The following is a 20,340-nucleotide window of genomic DNA, read 5'->3' on the forward strand; positions in this document are numbered from 1 at the left end:
TTTCCCGGGGCCCGGCCGTTCCCGCTCACGCGAGGGCGGCCGGGCTCTTGGTCCTGCCCCGACCATCTGGCAGGGCCATGACGGAGCAGATGTGAGAGAGGGGCGGGACATGGACGACAGGAACGTCGACTGGCATATCGGCAAGCTGACCCTTGAGCAGAAGGTACGTCTGCTTACCGGTGCGACGACATGGCGCACGGCGGGGGAGGTCGATATCGGGCTGCGGCAGATGGTGATGTCGGACGGGCCAGCAGGCGTCCGCGGTGAGGCGTGGGATGAGCGGCGCCCGTCGGCGTTGCTTCCCTCAGCGTCGGCCCTGGGCGCCTTGTGGGACGAGGAACTGGTGGAAGAACTGGGTGGATTGCTAGCGGCCGAGGCTGTCCGCAAGGGCGTCGACGTGGTGCTGGCGCCAACGCTCAATCTCCACCGGACTCCACTTGGAGGCAGGCACTTCGAGTGCTTCTCGGAGGATCCAGAACTGACGGGACGAACCGGTGCGGCCCTGATTCGGGGCATTCAGGCCCACGGTGTGGCTGCTACCGCCAAGCACTATGTCGCGAACGACAGTGAAACCGACCGCTTGACCGTCGACGTGCGCGTCTCCGAGCGGGTCTTGCGCGAGGTGTACCTCGCGCCCTTCGAGGCAGCTGTCGAGGCGGGCGTATGGCTTGTCATGGCGGGCTACAACTGCGTCAACGGCGTGACGATGACATCGAACCCTCTCCTGGAAAAGCCCCTGAAGACGGAGTGGGGATTTGACGGCGTCGTCGTGTCCGACTGGGCGGCCCTGCGTTCGACAGAGGAACCGGCCCGTGCCGCGCTCGACCTGGCGATGCCCGGACCGCAGAGTCCATGGGGGACCGCCTTGGTCCAGGCGGTGAAGGACGGTCGAGTCCCGGAGGAAGCAGTAGACGACAAGGTGCGCCGGCTGCTGCGGCTCGCCGACCGGGTGGGCGCTCTCGGACCGCCTCGACAGCGCCGCACGCCGATGCAGGGCTCGCGCGGCACCCGGGCACTGTTGCGCCGCGCGACCGCGGCCAGTTCCGTGCTCTTGCATAACCAAGGCGTGCTTCCGCTGGATCCGGCAGAGCTTTCCACCATCGCAGTCATCGGCGCCCATGCCGCCTCACCGCGCACGCAAGGCGGAGGCAGCGCCGGTGTCTTCCCTCCTGACGTGGTGACCCCGCTGGCCGGTATCCGAGCCCGGCTGCGGGGTCGCGCCCGCGTAGTGCATGTCCCAGCCCACCTGCCGGGGGCGGCCTCGGCTCCGCTCGACATCGACTTGTGCAGCAACCCCAGGACGGGCACCCCGGGTGTGCTGCTGCGCGTCTTGGACGAGTCGGGCGCAGAGCTGCATGCAGAACATCGCTTCTCGGGCCGTCAGCTCGAGCCGGATCTGCCCCCGGGGGCACATACCGTGGAAATCAGCGCTGCGCTGCGACCGCGACAGGCGGGTGCCTGGACGTTTGGGGTCGGAGGCTTCGGCCGGATGACACTCACCATTGAGGGAAACCCAATCCTGGACGGCGTGTTCCCGTGCGAGACAGACGATCCGGCGGTTGTCCACGTCAATCCGCCAGTCCAGCAAGCACGGACAGAACTGACCTCGAAACAGCCCGTGCATGTGGTGGCAAGGCGTGAGCTGGCGCCCGGTTGTGGACGCGCCACCATCGTCACGGCGGCGCCGCCGGAGTCCGTGGCGGAAGACGTCTTGCAGGCCGCGGTGGAGGCCGCCCGTGCGGCGGACGTTGCACTGGTGGTCGTCGGTACAACTGAGCATGACGAGACCGAGGGATACGACCGCAGTCACCTGTCCCTTGGCAGGTACCAGGACGATCTCGTACGGGCGGTGACCGCAGTCAATTCGCGCACCGTCGTGGTCGTTAACAGCGGTGGTCCGGTCGAGATGCCGTGGCGTAGGGACGCGGGCGCTGTGCTGCTCTCCTGGTTCCCAGGACAAGAGGCCGGTGCGGGAATCGCCGACGTACTCTTCGGTCTGCAAGAGCCCGGTGGCAGGCTTCCTACAACGTGGGGGGCCTCTCTCGCGCACACACCCGTGACGCGCACGCAACCGGCGCAGGGGCGTCTCGACTACACGGAGGGCCTTCACATCGGCTACCGGGCCTGGTCGCGGGCCAGCCGCGAGCCGGCCTTCTGGTTCGGCCATGGGCTCGGGTACACCACCTGGGCGTACGAAGCCGTCGATGCTCCCACCAGGGTCGCGGTGGGCGAGGCGTTCACCGTTCGAGTAAGCCTTCGCAACACGGGCAGCCGCGCCGGGCGGGAGGTGGTACAGGTGTACATGGCCCGGCCGGGGTCGGCCGTGGAGCGGCCCGTGCGCTGGTTCGCCGGATGGGCGGCGGTCCGGGCCGAGCCCGGTCGGCAGGTGGTCGCGGAGGTGGAGGTGCCTGCCCGTGCGCTGCGCCACTGGTCGGAGGTGGAGCACGCCTGGTCCCGGGAACTGGGGTCGTACCGGCTGATGGCGGGCAGGTCTGCGGGGGACTTGCGATGGGAGGGGGAGGTGACGCTGGAGCCTGAGGAGTTCACTGGTTGAAGCTGTTCAGTTCGCCGCCCGTTCCCGCAGGCTGGTCTGCCATGCAGGGCTCAGTTCCTCGGGGTCCGCTTCGGCGCGGCGGCCGCCGCGGGCGAAGAAGTCGGCGAGCGGCAGGATCGCGGCTCCGACGGTGACGGCGTCGGGCCCGAGGGTGCCGAGGTCGATTTCGACGCGCGCGGCTGGGAACTTCAGTGAGTACGCGGTGGCGTAGGTGCGGACTGTGTCCAGGAAGCGCGGGCCGAGTTGGAGGCCGGCCCATCCGCCTACGAGGATGCGGTCGGGCTGGAACAGGTTGATGAGGTCGGAGAATCCGGCGCCGAGGAACTCGGCGGTCTCTTCCAGGACGGCCAGGGCGGTCGCGTCGGCGGGCGGAGTCGTCCCGTTCTCGTCGGGGGCGGGGTAGGCGGCGGCGAGCATCGCGGTCAGCGCGGTCTCCTCGTCTGTGCCGGCAGGGGGACGGCCGCCCGCCTCTGACCAGCGTTCCAGGAGTGCCTCTGCGCCTGCGTACGCCTCAAGGCAGCCTCTTGCGCCGCAGCGGCAGTGCCGGCCCCGTACCCGTACGGTCAGATGGCCCCACTCCAGGGCTACGCCTGAACGTAGGTCGTCGGTGACGAGGCAGGCGCCGACACCGGAGCCGAAGAGGACCACGACGGCGTTCTGTGCGCCTCTTCCGGCGCCGAACCACATCTCGGCCTGGCCGAGGGTTTTGGCGCCGTTTTCGATGTAGTACGGCACGGTCTTGGGCAGCAGTCGGGATTCGCGCAGGAGTCGCTCGAGCGGGACGGCGTTCCAGCCGATGGTCTGGCCGTGCACTACGGCACCGTCCTTGGGGCTCTCGGCGACGATGCCCGGTACTCCGATGCCTACACCCAGGAGCTGTTCGGCGGGGATGCCGGCTTGGTTGAGGACCTTGGGGATGCCCTCGCGCAGGTGCCTGAGCACGACGTTGATGTCATAGCGGTCGACGCGTGGGCCTTCGGTTGCCAACGGCCGTTCCACTCGGGCGAGTTCGGTCAGGGCCAGGTCGAAGAGTTCGATACGTACGCGCGTCTCTCCGATGTCCACGCCGATGAGGTAGCCGCTGTCCGCTTTGATGCGCAGGAGCGTTCGGGGGCGGCCGCCGGCCGAGTCCACGCTGCCGGCCTCCTCGACGAGGCCCTCGGTGACCAGCTCGGCCACCACGTTGCTCACTGATCCGGAGCTCAGCCCGGTGACGGGGCCGAGCGAGAAGCGGCTCAGGGGCCCGTCGAAATACAACCGTTGCAACACTGCGGTGCGGTTCTCCAACCGCAGGTCACGCACTGTGCGGCCGTTGCGCACCTTCACCCTGCCCCCTCGTTTCCCGTGTTCTGCCTGCAACTTACATGGGACTGGGGCCTTGACGCGACCTTCGCTTGAGGTTTAACTCACACCGTAAATTAAGCGCCGGGGGTGCTTCAGGGCCCGAACGCGGGACGCCACTCGTGTCACACCCACCCCGCAGGCGAAGTCCGTCCACCTCCCCGGAAGGCCCCTACAGTCATGCGCAGAATCAGAGCCGCAGCCGTCGGCGCCGTCACCCTCTCGCTCGTTCTCACCGCCGCCGCATGCGGCGGGGGCTCGTCCGGCACGGAGGGCTCCAACAAGCAGCCGAAGACGCTCACCTACTGGGCGTCGAACCAGGGCGCCAACCTCAAGGTCGACAAGAAGGTCCTCCAGCCGGAACTCGACAAGTTCGAGAAGGACACCGGCATCAAGGTGAAGTTGGAGGTCGTGCCTTGGTCCGACCTCCTCAACCGGATTCTCACCGCTACCACCTCCGGCCAGGGTCCCGACGTCTTGAACATCGGCAACACCTGGAGCGCCTCGCTGCAGTCCAGCGGCGCCCTGCTGCCCTGGGACGCGAAGAACTTCGACGCGATCGGCGGCAGGGACCGCTTCGTGGATTCCGCCCTCGGCTCCACCGGCGTCCAGGGCCAGGACCCCGCCGCCGTACCGCTGTACTCCATGGCCTACGCGCTCTACTACAACAAGAAGATGTTCGCCGACGCCGGCATCCAGAAGCCGCCGGCCACCTGGGACGAGCTGGCGGAAACCGGCAAGAAGCTCTCCAAGAACGGCAAGTGGGGACTCGGCGCCGAGGGGTCCAACCTCTCCAACAACATCCACCAGGTCTTCGTCCTCGGCAAGCAGCACGGCGCCGACTTCTTCACTCCCGACGGCAAGGCCAACTTCACCTCGAAGTTTGCCGTCGCCGCCGTCAAGCAGTACGTCGACCTGATGGCCAAGAAGAAGATCGTGGCCCCGGGGAACGCCGAGTATGCCCAGAACCAGTCCCTGAGCGACTTCGCCAAGGACAAGACAGCCATGGTCCTGTGGCAGACCGCCTCGGCCACCTTCAAGTCCCAGGGCATGAACGAGGACGAATGGGGAGTGGCGCCCGCCCCGGTGCAGTCCGGCAAGCCCGGCACGGGCACGGCCACCAACTCCATGGTCGCCGGCATCAACATGGCCGTCTTCAAGAACACCAAGAACATCGACGGCGCCAAGAAGTTCGTCAAGTTCATGACCAGCGACAAAGAGCAGGTCATCCTCAACAAGGCGTATGGCTCCATCCCGCCGGTCAAGGCTGCTCAGCAGGACCCTGCCTTCAACACCCCCTCACTCGCCGTCCTGCGCGAGACCCTGGCCACCAGTGCCACCGCACTCCCGCAGGTCGCCGAAGAATCACAGTTCGAAACCGTCGTCGGCACCGCGGTCAAGGAACTCTTCGCCGACGCCGCCGCGGGACGGCCGGTGACCACCGACTCGGTCCGGGCCAAGCTCGAGAAGGCCCAGCAGCAGATGCCCAAGAAGTGAGTACGGACACTCCAATGACCCTCACCGCTTCCTCCGACACAGGTGAGCGGACAGCAGGGAAGAACTCTCCCGGAGCGGCGCCGCGCAGGCGCCGCTCCGGGCGGCTGCGCCGCATCGGCCTGCCGTACCTCCTGCTGCTCCCCGCCCTCCTGCTCGAACTCCTGGTCCACCTGGTGCCGATGGTCATCGGCATCGTCGTCAGCTTCAAAGAACTCACGCAGTTCTACATCCGGGACTGGGGCACCGCTCCGTGGGCCGGGTTCGACAACTACTCTCTCGCGATCGACTTCAGCGCCCCCATCGGCGAGGCCCTGCTGAAGTCCTTCTTCACCACCTGTCTGTTCACCCTGTGCTCGGTCGGCCTGTGCTGGCTCCTCGGGGTGGCCGCCGCGATCTTCATGCAGGAGAGCTTCCGCGGCCGTGGTTTCCTGCGCACGCTCTTCCTCGTCCCGTACGCGCTGCCCGTCTACGCCGCTGTCATCACCTGGGCGTTCATGTTCCAGCGCGACAACGGACTGATCAACCACGTCGTGCACGACCAGCTGGGTCTTACCGACAGCCCGCCGTTCTGGCTGATCGGCGACAACAGCTTCTACGCGCTGCTGGTCGTCTCCGTCTGGAAAGGCTGGCCCTTCGCCTTCCTGATCATCATGGCCGGCCTGCAGAACATCCCCCGGGAAATCTACGAAGCTGCAGCCCTCGACGGAGCAGGCGTCTGGCAGCAGATCCGCCGTATCACCCTGCCGTCATTGCGCCCGGTCAACCAGGTCCTCGTTCTGGTGCTGTTCCTGTGGACCTTCAACGACTTCAACACGCCCTTCGTCCTTTTCGGTAGAGCGGCGCCAGAAGCAGCAGACCTCATCTCCCTGCACATCTACCAGTCTTCCTTCCAGACCTGGAACTTCGGCACGGGATCGGCCATGTCGGTACTGCTGCTGCTGTTCCTGCTCCTGGTGACGGGCGCCTACCTCCTGCTCACTTCCCGAGGAAGGAAGGCCACTGATGCCTAGCCAAACCCGAGGCCGGGTCCGCTCCCCGATGGCCGCCCCGCAGTCCTTCCTGTGGAGCCGGCGCATCTTCCTGACACTGCTGGCCGCTTTCGTTCTGCTGCCGGTGTACGTCATGATCTCCAGCTCTCTCAAGCCTCTGGAAGACGTGTCCGGGAAATTCCAGTGGATCCCTTCCGGCCTGACCGTCCGCCCGTACTTCGACATCTGGAACACCGTCCCACTGGCCGACTACTTCATGAACTCCCTGATCGTCGCCGGAGCGGCTACCGTCTGCTCCGTCACGATCGCCGTGTTCGCCGCCTACGCGGTCAGCCGCTACTCCTTCCGCGGCAAGCGAGTCTTCACGGTCACGGTTCTCTCGACGCAGATGTTCCCCGGCATCCTGTTCCTGCTGCCGCTGTTCCTCATCTACGTCAACATCGGCAACACCACCGGCATCGCCCTCTTCGGTTCCCGCGGCGGCCTGATCCTCACCTACCTCACCTTCTCCCTCCCCTTCTCCATCTGGATGCTGATCGGGTACTTCGACTCGGTCCCCCGTGACCTGGACGAAGCGGCCAAGGTAGACGGCTGCGGACCGCTCGGCGCACTTTTCAGAGTCATCGTGCCCGCCGCCATCCCCGGCATCGTCGCGGTCGCGGTCTACGCGTTCATGACCGCGTGGGGGGAAGTCCTCTTCGCCTCCGTCATGACGAACGACGCCACCCGCACCCTCGCCGTCGGCCTCCAGGGCTACTCCACCCAAAACGACGTGTACTGGAACCAGATCATGGCTGCCTCCCTCGTCGTGAGCCTGCCCGTCGTCGCCGGCTTCCTTCTTCTGCAGCGCTACCTCGTCACCGGGCTGACCGCCGGCGCCGTCAAGTAGCCGTACAGCGCCCGCAGCCCCTTACCTCACCCCTGTGATCACCCCAGAGAGGCACCCACTGTGTCCCATTCGATAGAACTCGACGCATTCCCCCACGACTTCGTATGGGGCACGGCCACATCCGCCTACCAGATCGAGGGTGCCGTCGCCGAAGGCGGCCGAGCCCCATCGATCTGGGACACCTTCTCCCACACTCCGGGAAAGATCGACAACGACGACCACGGCGACGAAGCCTGCGACCACTACCACCGGTGGCCCCAGGACATCGCGCTGATGAAGGAACTGGGCACCGACGCCTACCGCATGTCCATCGCATGGCCCCGCGTCATCCCCGGCGGCGACGGACCCGTCAACGAAGCCGGCCTCGACTTCTACGACCGCCTCGTCGACGGCCTCCTCGACGCCGGCATCACCCCCAACATCACCCTCTATCACTGGGACCTCCCCCAGGTCCTCCAGGACCGAGGCGGCTGGACCAACCGCGACACTGCCGAACACCTCGCCGCCTACGCGTCCACCGTCGCCGGGCGGCTGGGCGACCGAGTCACCCGCTGGGCCACCCTGAACGAACCACTGTGTTCCGCATGGATCGGCCACCTCGAGGGCAGGATGGCACCCGGCCTCACCGACCTGACCGCCGCCGTGCACGCCTCCTACCACCTGCTCCTCGGCCACGGACTGGCCACCCAGGCCATCCGCGCCGCGGCGCCCGGAGCCCAGATCGGCCTCGTCACCAACCACTCGACCGTGGCAGCCGCCTCCACCACGCCGGAGGACATCGCCGCAGCCACCCGCATGGACGGCCACACCAACCGCTGGTGGCTCGACCCCGTCTACGGGCGCGGCTTCCCCACCGACATGCGCGAGCTCTACGGCGTCGAACTGCCGGAGCGCCCCGGAGACCTGCAGACGATGGCCGCCCCTCTCGAGTGGCACGGCCTCAACTACTACTTCCCCGTCACGGTCGCCGACGACCCGACAGGCCCCGTCCCGCACGCCCGTGAGGTCCGCCTGCCCGACGTGCCCCGCACGGGCATGGACTGGCAAGTCGACGCCGACGGCCTGGAGTCGTTCCTCATGCGGCTTACCGACGACTACGGCGTCCGCCAGCTGTTCGTCACCGAAAACGGCTCCGCATTTCACGACACCGTCAACGCTGACGGAAGCATCGACGACCCCGAGCGAGCCCGCTACCTGGAGCTACACCTGAGCGCATGTGCTCGGGCCGTGCGCAAGGGCGCTCCGCTTGCCGGCTACTACGCCTGGTCCTTGCTTGACAACTTCGAGTGGGCCTACGGCTACGACAAGCGATTTGGTCTCGTTCACGTCGACTACGTGACCCAGGCACGCACCATCAAGTCGAGCGGCCGCCGGTACGCGGACATCATCCGCACCCATCGGCGGAATTCCGCCTGACCTCCATGCGAAGAACTCAGGGCTCCTGCCTACGCACACCGAGCGTAGGCAGGGGCCTCTCTCAGGGACAGTCGGTGGTAACGGGGGTTCCGCCGCTAGGATTCTTGTCGGAAAACCACTGACAATGCATAAACCCGGCCCCTGATCCACTGGTGAAGATGTACTCATTCGTGTCATACATTTCTGGGAGCGATGACCAGGTTCAGGACGTCGGTCTCGGGCCGTGTGCTGAGAGCACATGCTGCTGGAGTAGGAAGCGGAACTGGAAGATTTAGGTCAACCGATCAGCCACACCTTGTACACCGAGCCACGCGATACACCCCTCGGTCGGCGCCAGGGCACCAAGGCCCCTCGAATCCAAGGAACCTGCCACGAGAAGCCTGATCCATGCCGACGTCCGTAGGGGAGACAGAGGGACCAGCAAGGCCACCGGGCACACTTTTAGCCACTTTGGCCTTGCCATGATTGGATGACTCGCGTGTCCTACGTAGAGCACTCAAATCCCCAGAAGGCTCCTGCCCCCGCAGGGTTGTACAGCCAGCTGGCTGTTACTGCGCCGCAAGCACGCATTGCTACGTTCTCCGGCCAAGTCGACATGGCTGCGGTCGCCGCCCAACCATCGCACGGCGCAGCAGAGCAAACACGCGCGGTTTTCGCTGCGATTGCTGACTTGCTCAGTTCACAAGGATCAAGACCAGCAGATCTGATCAAGCTGACCACCTACGTTGTCGGACGAAGCAACCTCGCGGAGTTCAACGAAGTCAGAAGTGAGATCTACGCTCAGTGGTTCTCAGAAGGCGCCGTTCCAGCCAACACGGTGCTTCTCGTGGCCGGGCTCGCGCATGAGGCACTCCTCGTGGAAATTGAGGGGACGTTCGTCTGTCCGCCTGCGGCAGCGGATCAACCTGTTCACTCTGCGACCGTGAATGCATTTCTGGGACAACGCCGCGTCTCGTAATGCGGCTAATTGATGATGCATAGTGCACTGCGGCAGTGTCCCGGGCTGGGGCATCATTAGACAGTGAGAGTTCGGAGATTCATGAAGGAAAGAGAATCCGATAATCCGCCGATTTATGAACTATTGGTGCGGGAGCGTGGTGACGTACTGGCTGAAACTCGAAAAGTGGCCGATCAGGCGCGAGACCAGGCACGGAAGGCGCTGGACTGGAGCTCTGTGAGACGCTCCGAGCGAGAAAGGGAAGAGCGCAGGTTTTCCGCCTTCGGTTAAGTGTCGTTTTCATACGGGAGACAGGCTTTCGCGGGTGGCGTAGGTCACTGCTGTGCTAAGGGCGGTACGTAAACTGCAGTCGTAATGAGGGCATGCCTTGCGAAGCGGTCTTGGTTCACTTTGCGGGGGCCCGGCGCAAAAGGTGTGCACCGCCTCGTCCTCAAGGAGCCGAGACCCACGCGTCGTCTCCCGCCCTGTGGTTCTGCCGCCGGATTCGGGACCACGTGCCGGGTGATCACCTCTGGCCCGCCAGGCTGTGTCACTCGACCTGGTGGCTCACCTGCGCGCCCCGGCCGCCATGTCGGCACATCCGGGAGCATAGGAGATCCTCCGTCGCACGTTCCTGCCTCTGGTTCTCATCCTCATCTCCGCTACGGGGTGCGTGGCTGTCCCAGCTCGACCAGTAGTGGGGTCACATTCCGCGCTTCCGTCCGTGCCGGCGCAGCGCCTGTCAAGGCCGGTTCTCTGACATGCTCTGGTGGGTGCCTGCGGGAACGCGGTGTCAGGACCGTGTCCCCGCAGGCCGTTTGAGGAACGTGCCTAAGCGGTGGTGATGCGCTTGATGGCTTCGCGCGTGAGCCGGCGGCCGTGCGGTCTTGTATCGAGGGCTCGGTGGACGGTGAGACCTTCAATGAGTGCGTCGAGCTGACGAGCGGTTTCGGCGTCGAAGTGGCGTTCCAGGAGTTGTCGGCTCCGGCTCATCCACATCCGTGTCAGCTCTCGGTACTCCGGGCGCCGGGCCGCGAGGGTGTAGAGCTCGTGTGTGAGGATCAGGTCGCGCTGGGGCCCGTCGGAAAGTGCATGGATGAGGCTGGTGACCGCTTCGCGTGCCCGCTCAGGGTTGTCGGCCGCATTCAGGTGCCGCTCGAAGAGGGCGGCGACATGGTCGGCGAAGCGGGTGAAGGCTTCGTGGAGCAGTTCGTCGATGCCCTTGAAGTGATACGTCATCGAGCCCAGCGGGACTCCGGCACGAGCGGCAATCTTCCGGTGGGAGACGCCGGTGACGCCTTCGTCGGCGATGTGGTCCAGAGTGGCGGCAAGGATGCGCTCGCGACGTTGCGGGTCGGTGTGTCCGGTGGCCATCGCGGCAGGCTCCCTTACAGGTCCCGGACGGGCCGGGCGGGGCTGCCCATAGCCACGACGTTTGCGGGGATGTCCTTGGTGACGACCGAACCGGCGCCGATGACGCTGTTGTCGCCGATGCTGACCCCGGGGCACACGATGACGCCGCCGCCGAGCCAGACATTGTCGCCGATGGTGATGGGGCGTGCAGCCTCCAACTTGTCGCGCCGGGCCTGTGGCTCCAAGGGGTGGGTAGGGGTGAGGAGTTGGACGTTGGGGCCGATCTGGCAGTCTTCGCCGATGGTGATCGCTGCAACGTCCAGTGCGGTCAGGTGGTAGTTGACGAAGGTCCGGGCCCCGATGGAGATGTTGCTTCCGTAGTCCACGTACAACGGGGGCCGCACCTCGATTTCCTCGCCTGCGAAGCCAAGCAGCTCATCAAGGAGCGGTCGGGCGGCGGCCGGATCGTCCAACAACACGGCCTGGTAGCGCGCTGCGAGCCGCATGGCGCGCTGCTGCCTGCCCGAGATCTCGGGATCATCGGCGATGTAGAGGTCGCCCGCGAGCATGCGCTCCAGATTGGTGCGGGGGTCATCAGCAAAGTAGTCCGCCTTCATGCGTACGATCGTACGCTCTGGAAGGTACATTCGTACACTCTAAAGCCCCAGGGGGGAGTAGAGGTACAGAGCCAGGGTCGTGCTGCCGTTGTCGAAACACGCCCTAACGAGCTCGTGCACAGTAGGCGGGAGGCGTCGGGCGGCCCGGCGAGGCTGGGTTTTCACCGCTATCGGGCAGGGATCAGGTCCTCAGTTTGCTGATGGCTGAGTAGGGCGGCAACGAACGGCTTGGACGGTGTCGCTCACCGCCCGGCGGCTGGCCGGCGGACCCGGATCTCGGTGCCATCGATGATGCCGGTCATTCTGCTGGCGCCGAGGTGGTCGATAACCTCGGCGAGCGATCTGAGTCGCATGCCGGGGCTGATCGTGCACCCACGGCGAGCAGCGGCCGTATCTCGCCGATGGCCCGAGGTGATGGTGGAGTGGTCCACGCCGAACCAGCAGGCCAGCACGTCGTGTGTGGTTGTGTGGCGAAGATGGACGAGCGTCGCCAGAAGCCGGTCGACGAACACGAGCCGGTGCTTCGCACCGGCACCGACCGCACGCTTCCGCGGTCGGGACACGAGCACGGCCTGGTGTCGTTCGGGCCACAACGGACTTACGTCGGTTACGAGTTCAGCGGTCGCTGCGGCCGACAGGCCCGTGACCCTCCGGTCGCCGATGACTGCTTCACGCGTCGCGTTCCCCACCACACGACCATGATCAGTGATCAGTGATCAGACGCTCGACGCCTCACCGCCTACCGTGCCCGAGCTCGTTAGGGCGAACTCGGCGACCGTGTCCGCATTGGGCCCCGGGGTATGGGTGACCGCCACACCGTCTGCACAGACTCGTTGACGTCCTTCACGCGAGCGTCAACGATTTCATGACTCTACGTAACCATCGAATGTGAGACAGGGCCGAAAACCGTTCAGTCCCTGGCGTGTCCCCGTCGCCTCGCATCGACTGCCGAACCTATTGACGCGCGCCACCAACGAATTTAGAGTCCGATATTGATTGATTCTGGTGGCTCGTGTTGGACGCACCCCACCCTGGGAGCTGCCTCGGCTCCACCAACCGCCATATGGGAGCAGTCCCATGAAGCGTCTCTTCTGGTACCGCCTGCTCGCCCCGATGCTCGCGGCGGCCCTGGTACTTCTGACGGTGATCGCAGCTGCCGCCACCGACACCGGCATCTATCAGGCCGAAGTCGGTGTGCTGACGAGGGTGTTCACGTCGACGGCCCTCCTGGGCTGGCAGCGGTTATGCGGCTGGCTTCAACGACCCGGCAGACCCGATCGCGATCACCGTGGCGGGCGGTGCCGACGGGCTCGCGGTCGCCTACCGCTCACCGTTCGGATCGAAACAGGCCCGGCGGATGTTGAATGGCGCTTTGGTCGGCGACATGGTGCTGCCTGGCGTCGAGACCTCCGGCAGCGCCTGGGCTGGGCGCATGCTGCTGCGGCCCGGCGACGACACAGTGACCCTGCAGAGCAACCGGGGCTGTTACGAAATCGACGCGCTGCGGCCGACTCTAGCCCCGGCGTCGCCGCCCGGTGGCTTCCTCACCGACGCCCAGTCCAATTCTCCGGATTTTTGCGTCGGTTCCACGCCCACCCGCGGGTGGTCACGCTCAGCGAGGTCGGCGACTTCAAGCACTGGCCACCCAGAGGCTCGATCCGTACGGTCGGCGACTGCTGCGTCGACGTGACCGGCGGCAACCGGGCGAGCGGCACCCCGATCATCTTCTGGGATCGCATCGGTGACGGCGCCCAAACCTGGACCGTACGAAGTGACGGCCCCCTGCGCACTGGACAAGCGCCTCGTCATCAAGGTGACCGCGGCGATTGGCTTGCCACCAAGGCCAGTACAGCCGTGCAGCTGTGGGGCTGCTGCGGTGGCCCGACGCAAAGCTGGGTCCTGCAGTTGACGGCAGCCTGCGCAATCCGCGCTCCGGCCCTTGCCCGGACGTCTCGACCAGCCACACCCGGCTTCGGCACCTGCCCTCAAATCTGGAACGGCAACCAGCTTCCCCCACAGGCGTCCCGCCGCCTCCGAACCCTGGAGCCCCCGTGTCCGACCAGTCCCCGTCCCGGCGCACCCTGCTCCGCACGGTCGCGCTCGGCCTGCCGCTTGCCGCGGCCGGCCTTCCGATGAGTAGCGCGCACGCGGCACCACTGCCGGACATGACCCGTCCCCTGCACCTCGACAGCACGCCCGACTCCGTCGGCATGTGTTACTCGGTCTGGCTGAACCTGGCCGTCGGGGTAGGGCAGCCGATCTACGACAACACCGACCTGTTGGCCGAGGCCGCCCGGACCGGCCAGCCGCCCCGGTGGGGCCCCGTGAACTGGTGGCACCACTGGGGACGGCCGGCCGGCGGCTACTACCGCAGCGACGACCGGGCCGTGTTAGACCGGCATTTCCAGCAGCTGTCCGACGCCCGCGTCGACTTCATCGTCGTGGACGCCACCAACTGCAGCGGCTACGGCGGGTACGACAACCTGTTCACCCATCCGGTCAACGTCCTGTTGGATCAGATGCGGGTCGCCCGGGGCGCCGGGCGGCGGACCCCGCACGTCGTGTTCTGGGTGGGCAGCTGGGCCAACTCCGGGGACGCCTCCGCAGTGGCACGCTTCGTCTGGGACCGCTGGTACGCGAACCACGCCAACGACCATTTGTTTGCCTTCTATCAGGGCAAGCCGCTGCTGCTGGTGACCGAGGTGGTCCCAGGGCAGCTCACCGACCGCTTCACGCTGCGCAAAATGTGGGGCCTGCAGGCCAGGCTGCCGCAACGCGAGTGGTCGTTCCTGCAACCGACTCCTCAGCAGGTCGCCTACGACGGCGGGGTCGCCGAGCAGATCACCGTCAGCGCCGCCCTGCAGCGCAGCTATATGACGGACGCCCGGAGCGCCATCTGGCGCCGCGGTGGGCTGACCTTGCAGGAACAGTGGCGGGGCGCGTTCCAGGTCCGTCCTCGTATCACCGTTCTGACCTGGTGGAACGAGTGGATTGCGCAGCGCTTCCTGGACGAGGCGGGCAACACCCGGTTCGTCGACAACTACCACTCGTCAGGCAGTCGCGATCTGGAGCCGCAGGATCCCGGTCAGCCCGGCGGCAACGGCGACCGCTACTACCGATGGACCCGGCAGTACATCGCCGCCTACAAGGACCATGCCGGCTTCCCGGAAGGGCTCACCGACAGCGGACGCGGTTGGACCGCCCTGTGAAACCCGCGCTCCGGCAAGGTGCTGGGCGTATCCGGCACCCCCCAGGACAGCGGGGCGCGGGTCTGGCAGTGGCACGAGACCCGCGGGGCAAACTCCAAATGGCTTCGTCGACAACGGGACGGCTGGTTCCGGCTGCAAGTGCAGCACAGCGGCAAGGTCCTTGCCGTCGCCGGGTTGTCGCGCGAAAACGGCGCCTGGATCACCCAGTTGAACGGCACCAGAACAGCCGACCAGGTGTGGCGACGGCTCGACCGCGGCGACGGCTGGTTCGTGCAGCAGCACCGGCACAGCGCCAAGTCATGGCGGTCGACGGCATGTCGTTGCTGAAACGGCGCCCAGACCACGCAGTGGGACGACAACGGCACCCCCACCACTTGTGGCGCTCGGTATGAACCGCCCAGCCCACCGAGAAAGGTCTTCCATGACCAGATTACTGCGATGTCTCCTGATAATTGCCATGCTGCTTACCGGAAGCCTGATCGCTGTCGCCAGCGCGCCGAGCAGCGCCGCGGCGGCTCCGGCGAACACGTTTCGCAACCCGCTGAGCCCGGCACCGGACCCATACATCACCTATCACAACGGCCGCTACTACGCCGTTGAGACCGGCGGCGACAACACCCTCCGGATGCGTACCGCGCCCAGTCTCGGCGGATTGCTCGCCGCACCCGCGGCCGTCATCTGGACCGAGACCAACGCCAACCGCAACCGCAACATCTGGGCGCCGGTCGTCGTCAGCCTCAACGACCGCTGGTACGTGTACTGGACCGGTGACGACGGTGACGTCCTCAAGCACCGCATGCAGGTGCTCGAGTCCGACGGGTTGGTCTCACAGGGGGCAACCCCGGCCGGCCCGTACCACTACAAAGCCCAGCTGAACGACCCGAGCAGCGGATACTTCGGCATCGACGGGGTGCCATTCCTGCACAATGGGTCGCTCTACTTCGTCTGGGCCTCCGGCTACTGCTGCGGCTTCGACCGGCTGCGGCTCGCACCGATGGCCAACCCATGGACGTTGACCGGCACCAGCTACGAGATGCCCGTCGACATCTGCGACGCCGTCGCCGAGGCGCCGGCCACCCTGCACCGCAACGGGCGTACCTTCCTCACCTACTCGGTCTGCGACACCGGCAAGCCCACCTATCAGATGAAGATGCTGTCGATCGGTGACGGTGCCGACCCGATGAACGGCGGCAACTGGCGCAACCACGGCACGGTCTTCGCCAGCAACCCGGCCTCCGGGGCCTACAGCGTCGGTAGCAACGGCTTCTTCACCTCGCCGGACGGCACCCAGGACTGGATCGTCTACCAGGCGAAGAACACCGACGCCGCCGGCGACAACACCTACGCTGGGCGTGACACCCGCGCGCAGCGGTTCACCTGGAACGCCGATGGCACACCTAATTTCGGTACGCCGGTGGCTAAGGGCGCCGACCTTGCGCTTCCGTCCGGCGATCCCGGCCCCGCGCCGAGGGCCGTCAACGACACCGACACTGAGGGTAGCGGCACCGTGACCGGCCCAATCCGCGGCCCCGGCAACACCGGCAAGTGCGTCGATGTCAGTGGAGTGGACACCGGAAGCCTCGGCGCGAAGGTGCAGCTTTGGGACTGCCAGAACGCGCAGGATCAGCAATGGACCGTCCATGGCGACGGCACACTCCGATCAATGGGCCGGTGCATGGACGTCGAGGGCTACGGCACCGCCAACTTCTCGAAGGTCCAACTGTGGGACTGCCACGGCGGGACCAACCAGATCTGGCAGCCGCAGCCGAACGGGTCGCTGCGCAACCCGGCCTCCGGACGCTGCCTCGACCTCAATGCCGGCAACACCACCAACGGGGTGCAACTGCAGCTCTACGACTGCAACAATCAGTGGCCCCAGCAGTGGCAGCTGCCAGCCGCTGGCAGCTCGACGGTGTCGTACTCCGCCGGCTGGAGCGTCGGAACAACCTGTGGCACCCAGTGCTACCAGGGCGACGACCACTACACCCACCAGAGCGGCGCCACCGCGACGATCACCTTCACCGGAGCTCAAATTGCACTGCTCGGTGTACGTGACGTCGGCAACGGCATCGCCGCGCTGTCAATCGACGGCGGACCGGAGACCACCGTCGACTACTACGGCCCGGTCCGGGACGGAGAAAGAGTTCTCTGGGTCAGCCCCCGGCTGAGCTCCGGCCCACACACCCTGCGGATCCGCAACACCGGCACCAAACAGACGGCGTCACAAGCCACGTACATCGGCTTCGACCGCGCCGAGATCTACCCGTAGCCGCAATGCTGGGCGCCCGCCGGGGGCGGCCCCCGAAACCGATCACAAAAGGAGCACACATGCCCAGCATGCCGGGTACCACTTCACTGCTGCGCCGGTCGGCCGGCGTGACGGCGCTGGCCCTGCTGGTGTCGGCGGGCCTGCAATCCGCCCCGGCACCGGCACACGCCGACGCCGCAGGGCCGATCCGAGGACCGGGAGCGACCGGCAAATGCATCGATGTCAGCGGTGACGACGTCGGGAACAACGGCGCGTCTGTACAGATCTGGGACTGTCTCGACGTCCGCGACCAGATCTGGACGGTGGTGGCCACCGACAACACCGTCCGCACCCTCGGCAAGTGCATGGACGTCGAGGGCTACGGCACCGCCAACTTCTCGAAGGTCCATCTGTGGGACTGCCACGGCGGGACCAACCAGATCTGGCAGCCGCAGCCGAACGGGTCGCTGCGCAACCCGGCCTCCGGACGCTGCCTCGACCTCAATGCCGGCAACACCACCAACGGGGTGCAACTGCAGCTCTACGACTGCAACAATCAGTGGCCCCAGCAGTGGCAGATCCCCGGCGGCTCGAGCGGCGGGACGTTCGGCAACACCACGATCCATCCCCAGAAGCTGGGGATCTACGCCATCCCCGACCTGTACTACGGCGACGCCGACCGCACGTTGGCGTCGCTGCGCCGGCTGCACGGCATCCTGCCCGATGCGTGGTTGCGGTGGGACAACGAGACCGGGCACTGGCGCAACACCCCGGCGGCGGTTCAGGGCTTCATCGCGCAGGCCGACCAGGCCGGCATTCCGATGATCATCGCGGGGTGCTGCGTCGACGGCTACGACAACTGGTGGGCAGGTGGCGGGCGTCAGCCCACCGTCTCGATCACTCAGATCGCCGATGGCCCGTACCTGGAGTTCGCCGACCGGATGCGCCGCACCTATCCGAACGTGCGTTATATCGAGACCATCAACGAACCGGACACGCACTGGTTCGTCGCCGACCCGGACAACGTCGGCGCCTGGAATCACTACATGAACCGGCTGTATGCAACCGTTGGCAACAACACCGGCGCCCTGATGGGACCGGCCACCGCCTTCCGCAGCTCGCAGATCTGGAACAACACGGTCGCCCGGCCAGAGATCCGCCAGGTGTCGTACCACACCTACGGCGGCTGGCAGTCACTCGGCGACATTCCCGGCAAGGCGGGCATCTGGGTGACCGAGTACGGCGACGACGGCGTTTCTGACGCCGTCGAGCGATCGCCTGGCCATGTGCTGACCGACCTGTGGCATGCCGAACGCAACGGCAAGCTGTCCGGAAGTATCCGGCAGCTGTTCTACGTCGACCTGCAGCACATGGTCACCGCGGACACGCTCGAAGGCGACCATTACGGCTTCTCCGGTCACCTGCGGACTCTGGCCGCCTACCACGCTCTGGGCCGAATATCGTCCCGGGCGTACCTCGACCCGGACCATCCCGACTTCGCCGCAGCCGACAACGGCGACGGCCAGTTCGCGGCGCTGCTGTGGAACAACAGCCCCGATGTCTCGGGTGGGCAGCGCCGGACGGTACCGAAAACCAGTCTGCCCGCTGGCGTGCCACTCAACGTCCTGACGGTCTTTGACCGCGCGTCCCACGCCGCAGAATGCGTCCCCCTGAGCGGACAGAACCGGATCGGTGCGGTGGTGCAGGGCTCCACCGTGACTCTCGACGTCCGCGAGCTCGACCCGAGGGCTGCGGTACTGGTCAGCACCGCCCCTTGCACCGACCTGGCGAAGTGATCATCCACTGTGATGCGCCTGAAATCCCAAGTTTGACAAGGCTGCCCATGCTGCCTTGACCTGCATCCGCCACGGATCTGGCGCACCGTCCGTTGAGACCCTTTAATGGGCGCCCGACCCCTCTCTCTGAGGAGACGACTTTTGAAAGCCTGCCTGCTGGGCCGGTCGAACCGTGTATGCCGCATGCGTCCCCCACAAATGGCCCGCGGCTGTGCCGACACTCCAACTTCGTCCGCGCTGACCCGCAACGCCTCCTGAACCTGGGCCAGGCGCCGGGCATTCATCCACCATGCGAACGCGTGCATTGCCACCCAGCGCCGGCTGCACGAACAGATCAATGCCAGATGGCACCCAAGCTGCGGCACCTCAGGCCGAAACTCACGGAGTTGTGCTGCCCGAACGATGCCGCTCCTAGACGAGCCGACCCGAGGAACCCGAGCTTCATCTCACGGTCGAAGTGCGAGAGAGCCAACAAGTCTACTACTGGGATGTTCGTAGCCGTCGGCCCTACAGGCCGCGTTCACAGGTGCTTCGGCCGACAGTAACGTTGACGATCGCGGGGACCTCGGTGCGGTAGGTGGGCCGCGGGTCGACGGAGTTGTGGATGGAAAGCCCTTCGGCCAGGGCGTCGAGAGCCCGGGCAGTGAGCGGGTCGAAATGTCTGGCCAGTGAGTTTCGGCTGGTCTGCATCCAGGAGCGCATGACGGCGCGCAGCTCAGGGTGGCGTGTGGCGAAGGCGTAGAGCTCGTAGCTGAGCAGGAGGTTGCGGTCGGTTCCCCAGACCTTGCCGCAGATGATCGCGACGACGGCTTCCTGTGCTTCTTCGGGTGTCTGTGCTGCTTGCAGGCGGGCTCCGTAGCGCAGGCCCTGGTGGTGGTGCCAGCGGAGTACGGCTGCCGGCGCTGAGGTGGATCTTGTCCCGGTGGCGGGCGGCCTACCGCCGGTTTCCGGCCGGATGTTCCTCGTCAAGCGCCCTGGTCCTCGTCCTCGCTGTCTTCGGGCCAACGGCCGAACAGCCCGATGCGGCGGGGGTCTTCGGCTTCGAGTGCGCCCTGCCCTTTCGTTGCCGCACTCGGCGTTCTGGGCGAGGTAGCGGGAGGACTCGTCGCCGGTAACGTCCATGAGCTGGTGCGGTAGCTTCGTCCGCCGTTCAGGTAGGCCAAGCGCTGGTCAGAAGTACCCCACGCGTAGTGCTCGGCATCGTAGCCCGACCATCCCGGCCGTCAGGAACCTGTCAGCCGCTTGGCCCTCGGTGTCCGGTGCGGTCATGACGGCTGCCCCGCCGTGACGGCTGTCCGGGCCTGCATCTGATCCAGGGCGTGATTGCAGCAGCGCCCGCACACCAGGGGGATCTTGTTCGGCTTCTCGGGGGCCGGGATGTTGTACGGCAGGTGGTCAGGTGGTCCTCGTCGTCGTGCTGGCGCAGGTCACAGTCGCACTGGGCGCACAGCACCGCTTCACCATCGCGAGCTGTCGGGCACATGCACTTGGGCT

At 66.2% G+C, this 20,340-nt stretch carries 15 protein-coding genes and 2 pseudogenes; 12 read left to right on the forward strand and 5 right to left on the reverse strand.

Going from position 1 to position 20,340, the window contains the following annotated elements:
• Positions 1 to 109 precede the first annotated feature (109 nt).
• Positions 110 to 2,554: a beta-glucosidase gene (locus AC069T_RS23615; protein ID WP_478784605.1), complete on the forward strand. Its 2,445-nt coding sequence runs from the start codon at positions 110 to 112 to the stop codon at positions 2,552 to 2,554.
• 6 nt (positions 2,555 to 2,560) lie between these two features.
• On the opposite strand, the gene AC069T_RS23620 is transcribed toward AC069T_RS23615, so the two are convergent.
• On the reverse strand, positions 2,561 to 3,880 hold the full coding sequence (locus AC069T_RS23620) for an ROK family protein (RefSeq protein ID WP_478784606.1): 1,320 nt from the start codon (positions 3,878 to 3,880) through the stop codon (positions 2,561 to 2,563).
• Positions 3,881 to 4,075: 195 nt separating this feature from the next.
• Between AC069T_RS23620 and AC069T_RS23625 the strand changes: the two genes are divergently transcribed.
• The 5 genes from AC069T_RS23625 to AC069T_RS23645 all read left to right on the forward strand — a co-directional run bounded on the left by AC069T_RS23625 (position 4,076) and on the right by AC069T_RS23645 (position 9,644).
• On the forward strand, positions 4,076 to 5,392 hold the full coding sequence (locus AC069T_RS23625; RefSeq protein ID WP_478784607.1) for an extracellular solute-binding protein: 1,317 nt from the start codon (positions 4,076 to 4,078) through the stop codon (positions 5,390 to 5,392).
• Positions 5,393 to 5,406: 14 nt separating this feature from the next.
• Positions 5,407 to 6,402, forward strand: a complete 996-nt coding sequence (locus AC069T_RS23630; protein ID WP_478784608.1) for a carbohydrate ABC transporter permease — start codon at positions 5,407 to 5,409, stop codon at positions 6,400 to 6,402.
• A 28-nt stretch (positions 6,403 to 6,430) separates the two neighbouring features.
• Positions 6,431 to 7,270 (forward strand): carbohydrate ABC transporter permease, encoded by an 840-nt coding sequence (locus AC069T_RS23635; protein WP_478784650.1) that lies wholly within the window; start codon positions 6,431 to 6,433, stop codon positions 7,268 to 7,270.
• Between the two features lie 60 nt (positions 7,271 to 7,330).
• On the forward strand, positions 7,331 to 8,686 hold the full coding sequence (locus AC069T_RS23640) for a GH1 family beta-glucosidase (RefSeq protein ID WP_478784609.1): 1,356 nt from the start codon (positions 7,331 to 7,333) through the stop codon (positions 8,684 to 8,686).
• A gap of 478 nt (positions 8,687 to 9,164) precedes the next feature.
• A complete protein-coding gene (locus AC069T_RS23645; RefSeq protein ID WP_478784610.1) occupies positions 9,165 to 9,644 on the forward strand; it encodes a RidA family protein in 480 nt (159 codons plus the stop codon).
• An 810-nt stretch (positions 9,645 to 10,454) separates the two neighbouring features.
• Here the strand turns inward: AC069T_RS23645 and AC069T_RS23650 are convergent.
• The 3 genes from AC069T_RS23650 to AC069T_RS23660 all read right to left on the reverse strand — a co-directional run bounded on the left by AC069T_RS23650 (position 10,455) and on the right by AC069T_RS23660 (position 12,285).
• Positions 10,455 to 10,997 carry a TetR/AcrR family transcriptional regulator gene (locus AC069T_RS23650; RefSeq protein WP_478784611.1) on the reverse strand — a complete coding sequence of 181 codons (543 nt, stop codon included), beginning with the start codon at positions 10,995 to 10,997 and terminating at the stop codon, positions 10,455 to 10,457.
• Positions 10,998 to 11,011: 14 nt separating this feature from the next.
• Positions 11,012 to 11,593, reverse strand: coding sequence for a sugar O-acetyltransferase (locus AC069T_RS23655; protein WP_478784612.1), 582 nt, complete (start codon positions 11,591 to 11,593; stop codon positions 11,012 to 11,014).
• Positions 11,594 to 11,835: 242 nt separating this feature from the next.
• Positions 11,836 to 12,285, reverse strand: coding sequence for a helix-turn-helix domain-containing protein (locus AC069T_RS23660; protein ID WP_478784613.1), 450 nt, complete (start codon positions 12,283 to 12,285; stop codon positions 11,836 to 11,838).
• A 542-nt stretch (positions 12,286 to 12,827) separates the two neighbouring features.
• Here AC069T_RS23660 and AC069T_RS23665 point away from each other — a divergent pair.
• The 6 genes and pseudogenes from AC069T_RS23665 to AC069T_RS23690 form a co-directional block, all read left to right on the forward strand.
• Positions 12,828 to 13,283: pseudogene (locus tag AC069T_RS23665) on the forward strand (CBM35 domain-containing protein); the annotation flags it as partial.
• Entirely contained in the window at positions 13,196 to 13,729 is a 534-nt protein-coding gene (locus AC069T_RS23670) for a ricin-type beta-trefoil lectin domain protein (RefSeq protein ID WP_478784614.1), read from the forward strand. The pseudogene AC069T_RS23665 and the gene AC069T_RS23670, both read left to right, overlap by 88 nt.
• Positions 13,645 to 14,802, forward strand: a complete 1,158-nt coding sequence (locus tag AC069T_RS23675; protein ID WP_478784615.1) for a hypothetical protein — start codon at positions 13,645 to 13,647, stop codon at positions 14,800 to 14,802. The genes AC069T_RS23670 and AC069T_RS23675 overlap by 85 nt, the downstream gene beginning before the upstream one ends.
• A 12-nt stretch (positions 14,803 to 14,814) precedes the next feature.
• Positions 14,815 to 15,129, forward strand: a pseudogene (locus tag AC069T_RS23680) (RICIN domain-containing protein); the annotation flags it as partial.
• A gap of 94 nt (positions 15,130 to 15,223) precedes the next feature.
• Complete coding sequence (locus AC069T_RS23685) at positions 15,224 to 17,071, forward strand: family 43 glycosylhydrolase (RefSeq protein WP_478784616.1); 1,848 nt, start codon at positions 15,224 to 15,226, stop codon at positions 17,069 to 17,071.
• A gap of 59 nt (positions 17,072 to 17,130) precedes the next feature.
• Positions 17,131 to 18,846 (forward strand): ricin-type beta-trefoil lectin domain protein, encoded by a 1,716-nt coding sequence (locus AC069T_RS23690; protein ID WP_478784617.1) that lies wholly within the window; start codon positions 17,131 to 17,133, stop codon positions 18,844 to 18,846.
• A 507-nt stretch (positions 18,847 to 19,353) separates the two neighbouring features.
• On the opposite strand, the gene AC069T_RS23695 is transcribed toward AC069T_RS23690, so the two are convergent.
• Complete coding sequence (locus tag AC069T_RS23695) at positions 19,354 to 19,815, reverse strand: TetR/AcrR family transcriptional regulator (RefSeq protein WP_478784618.1); 462 nt, start codon at positions 19,813 to 19,815, stop codon at positions 19,354 to 19,356.
• Between the last annotated feature and the right edge of the window lie 525 nt (positions 19,816 to 20,340).

The sequence above is a fragment of the Streptomyces sp. NPDC043867 genome, assembly GCF_056435845.1.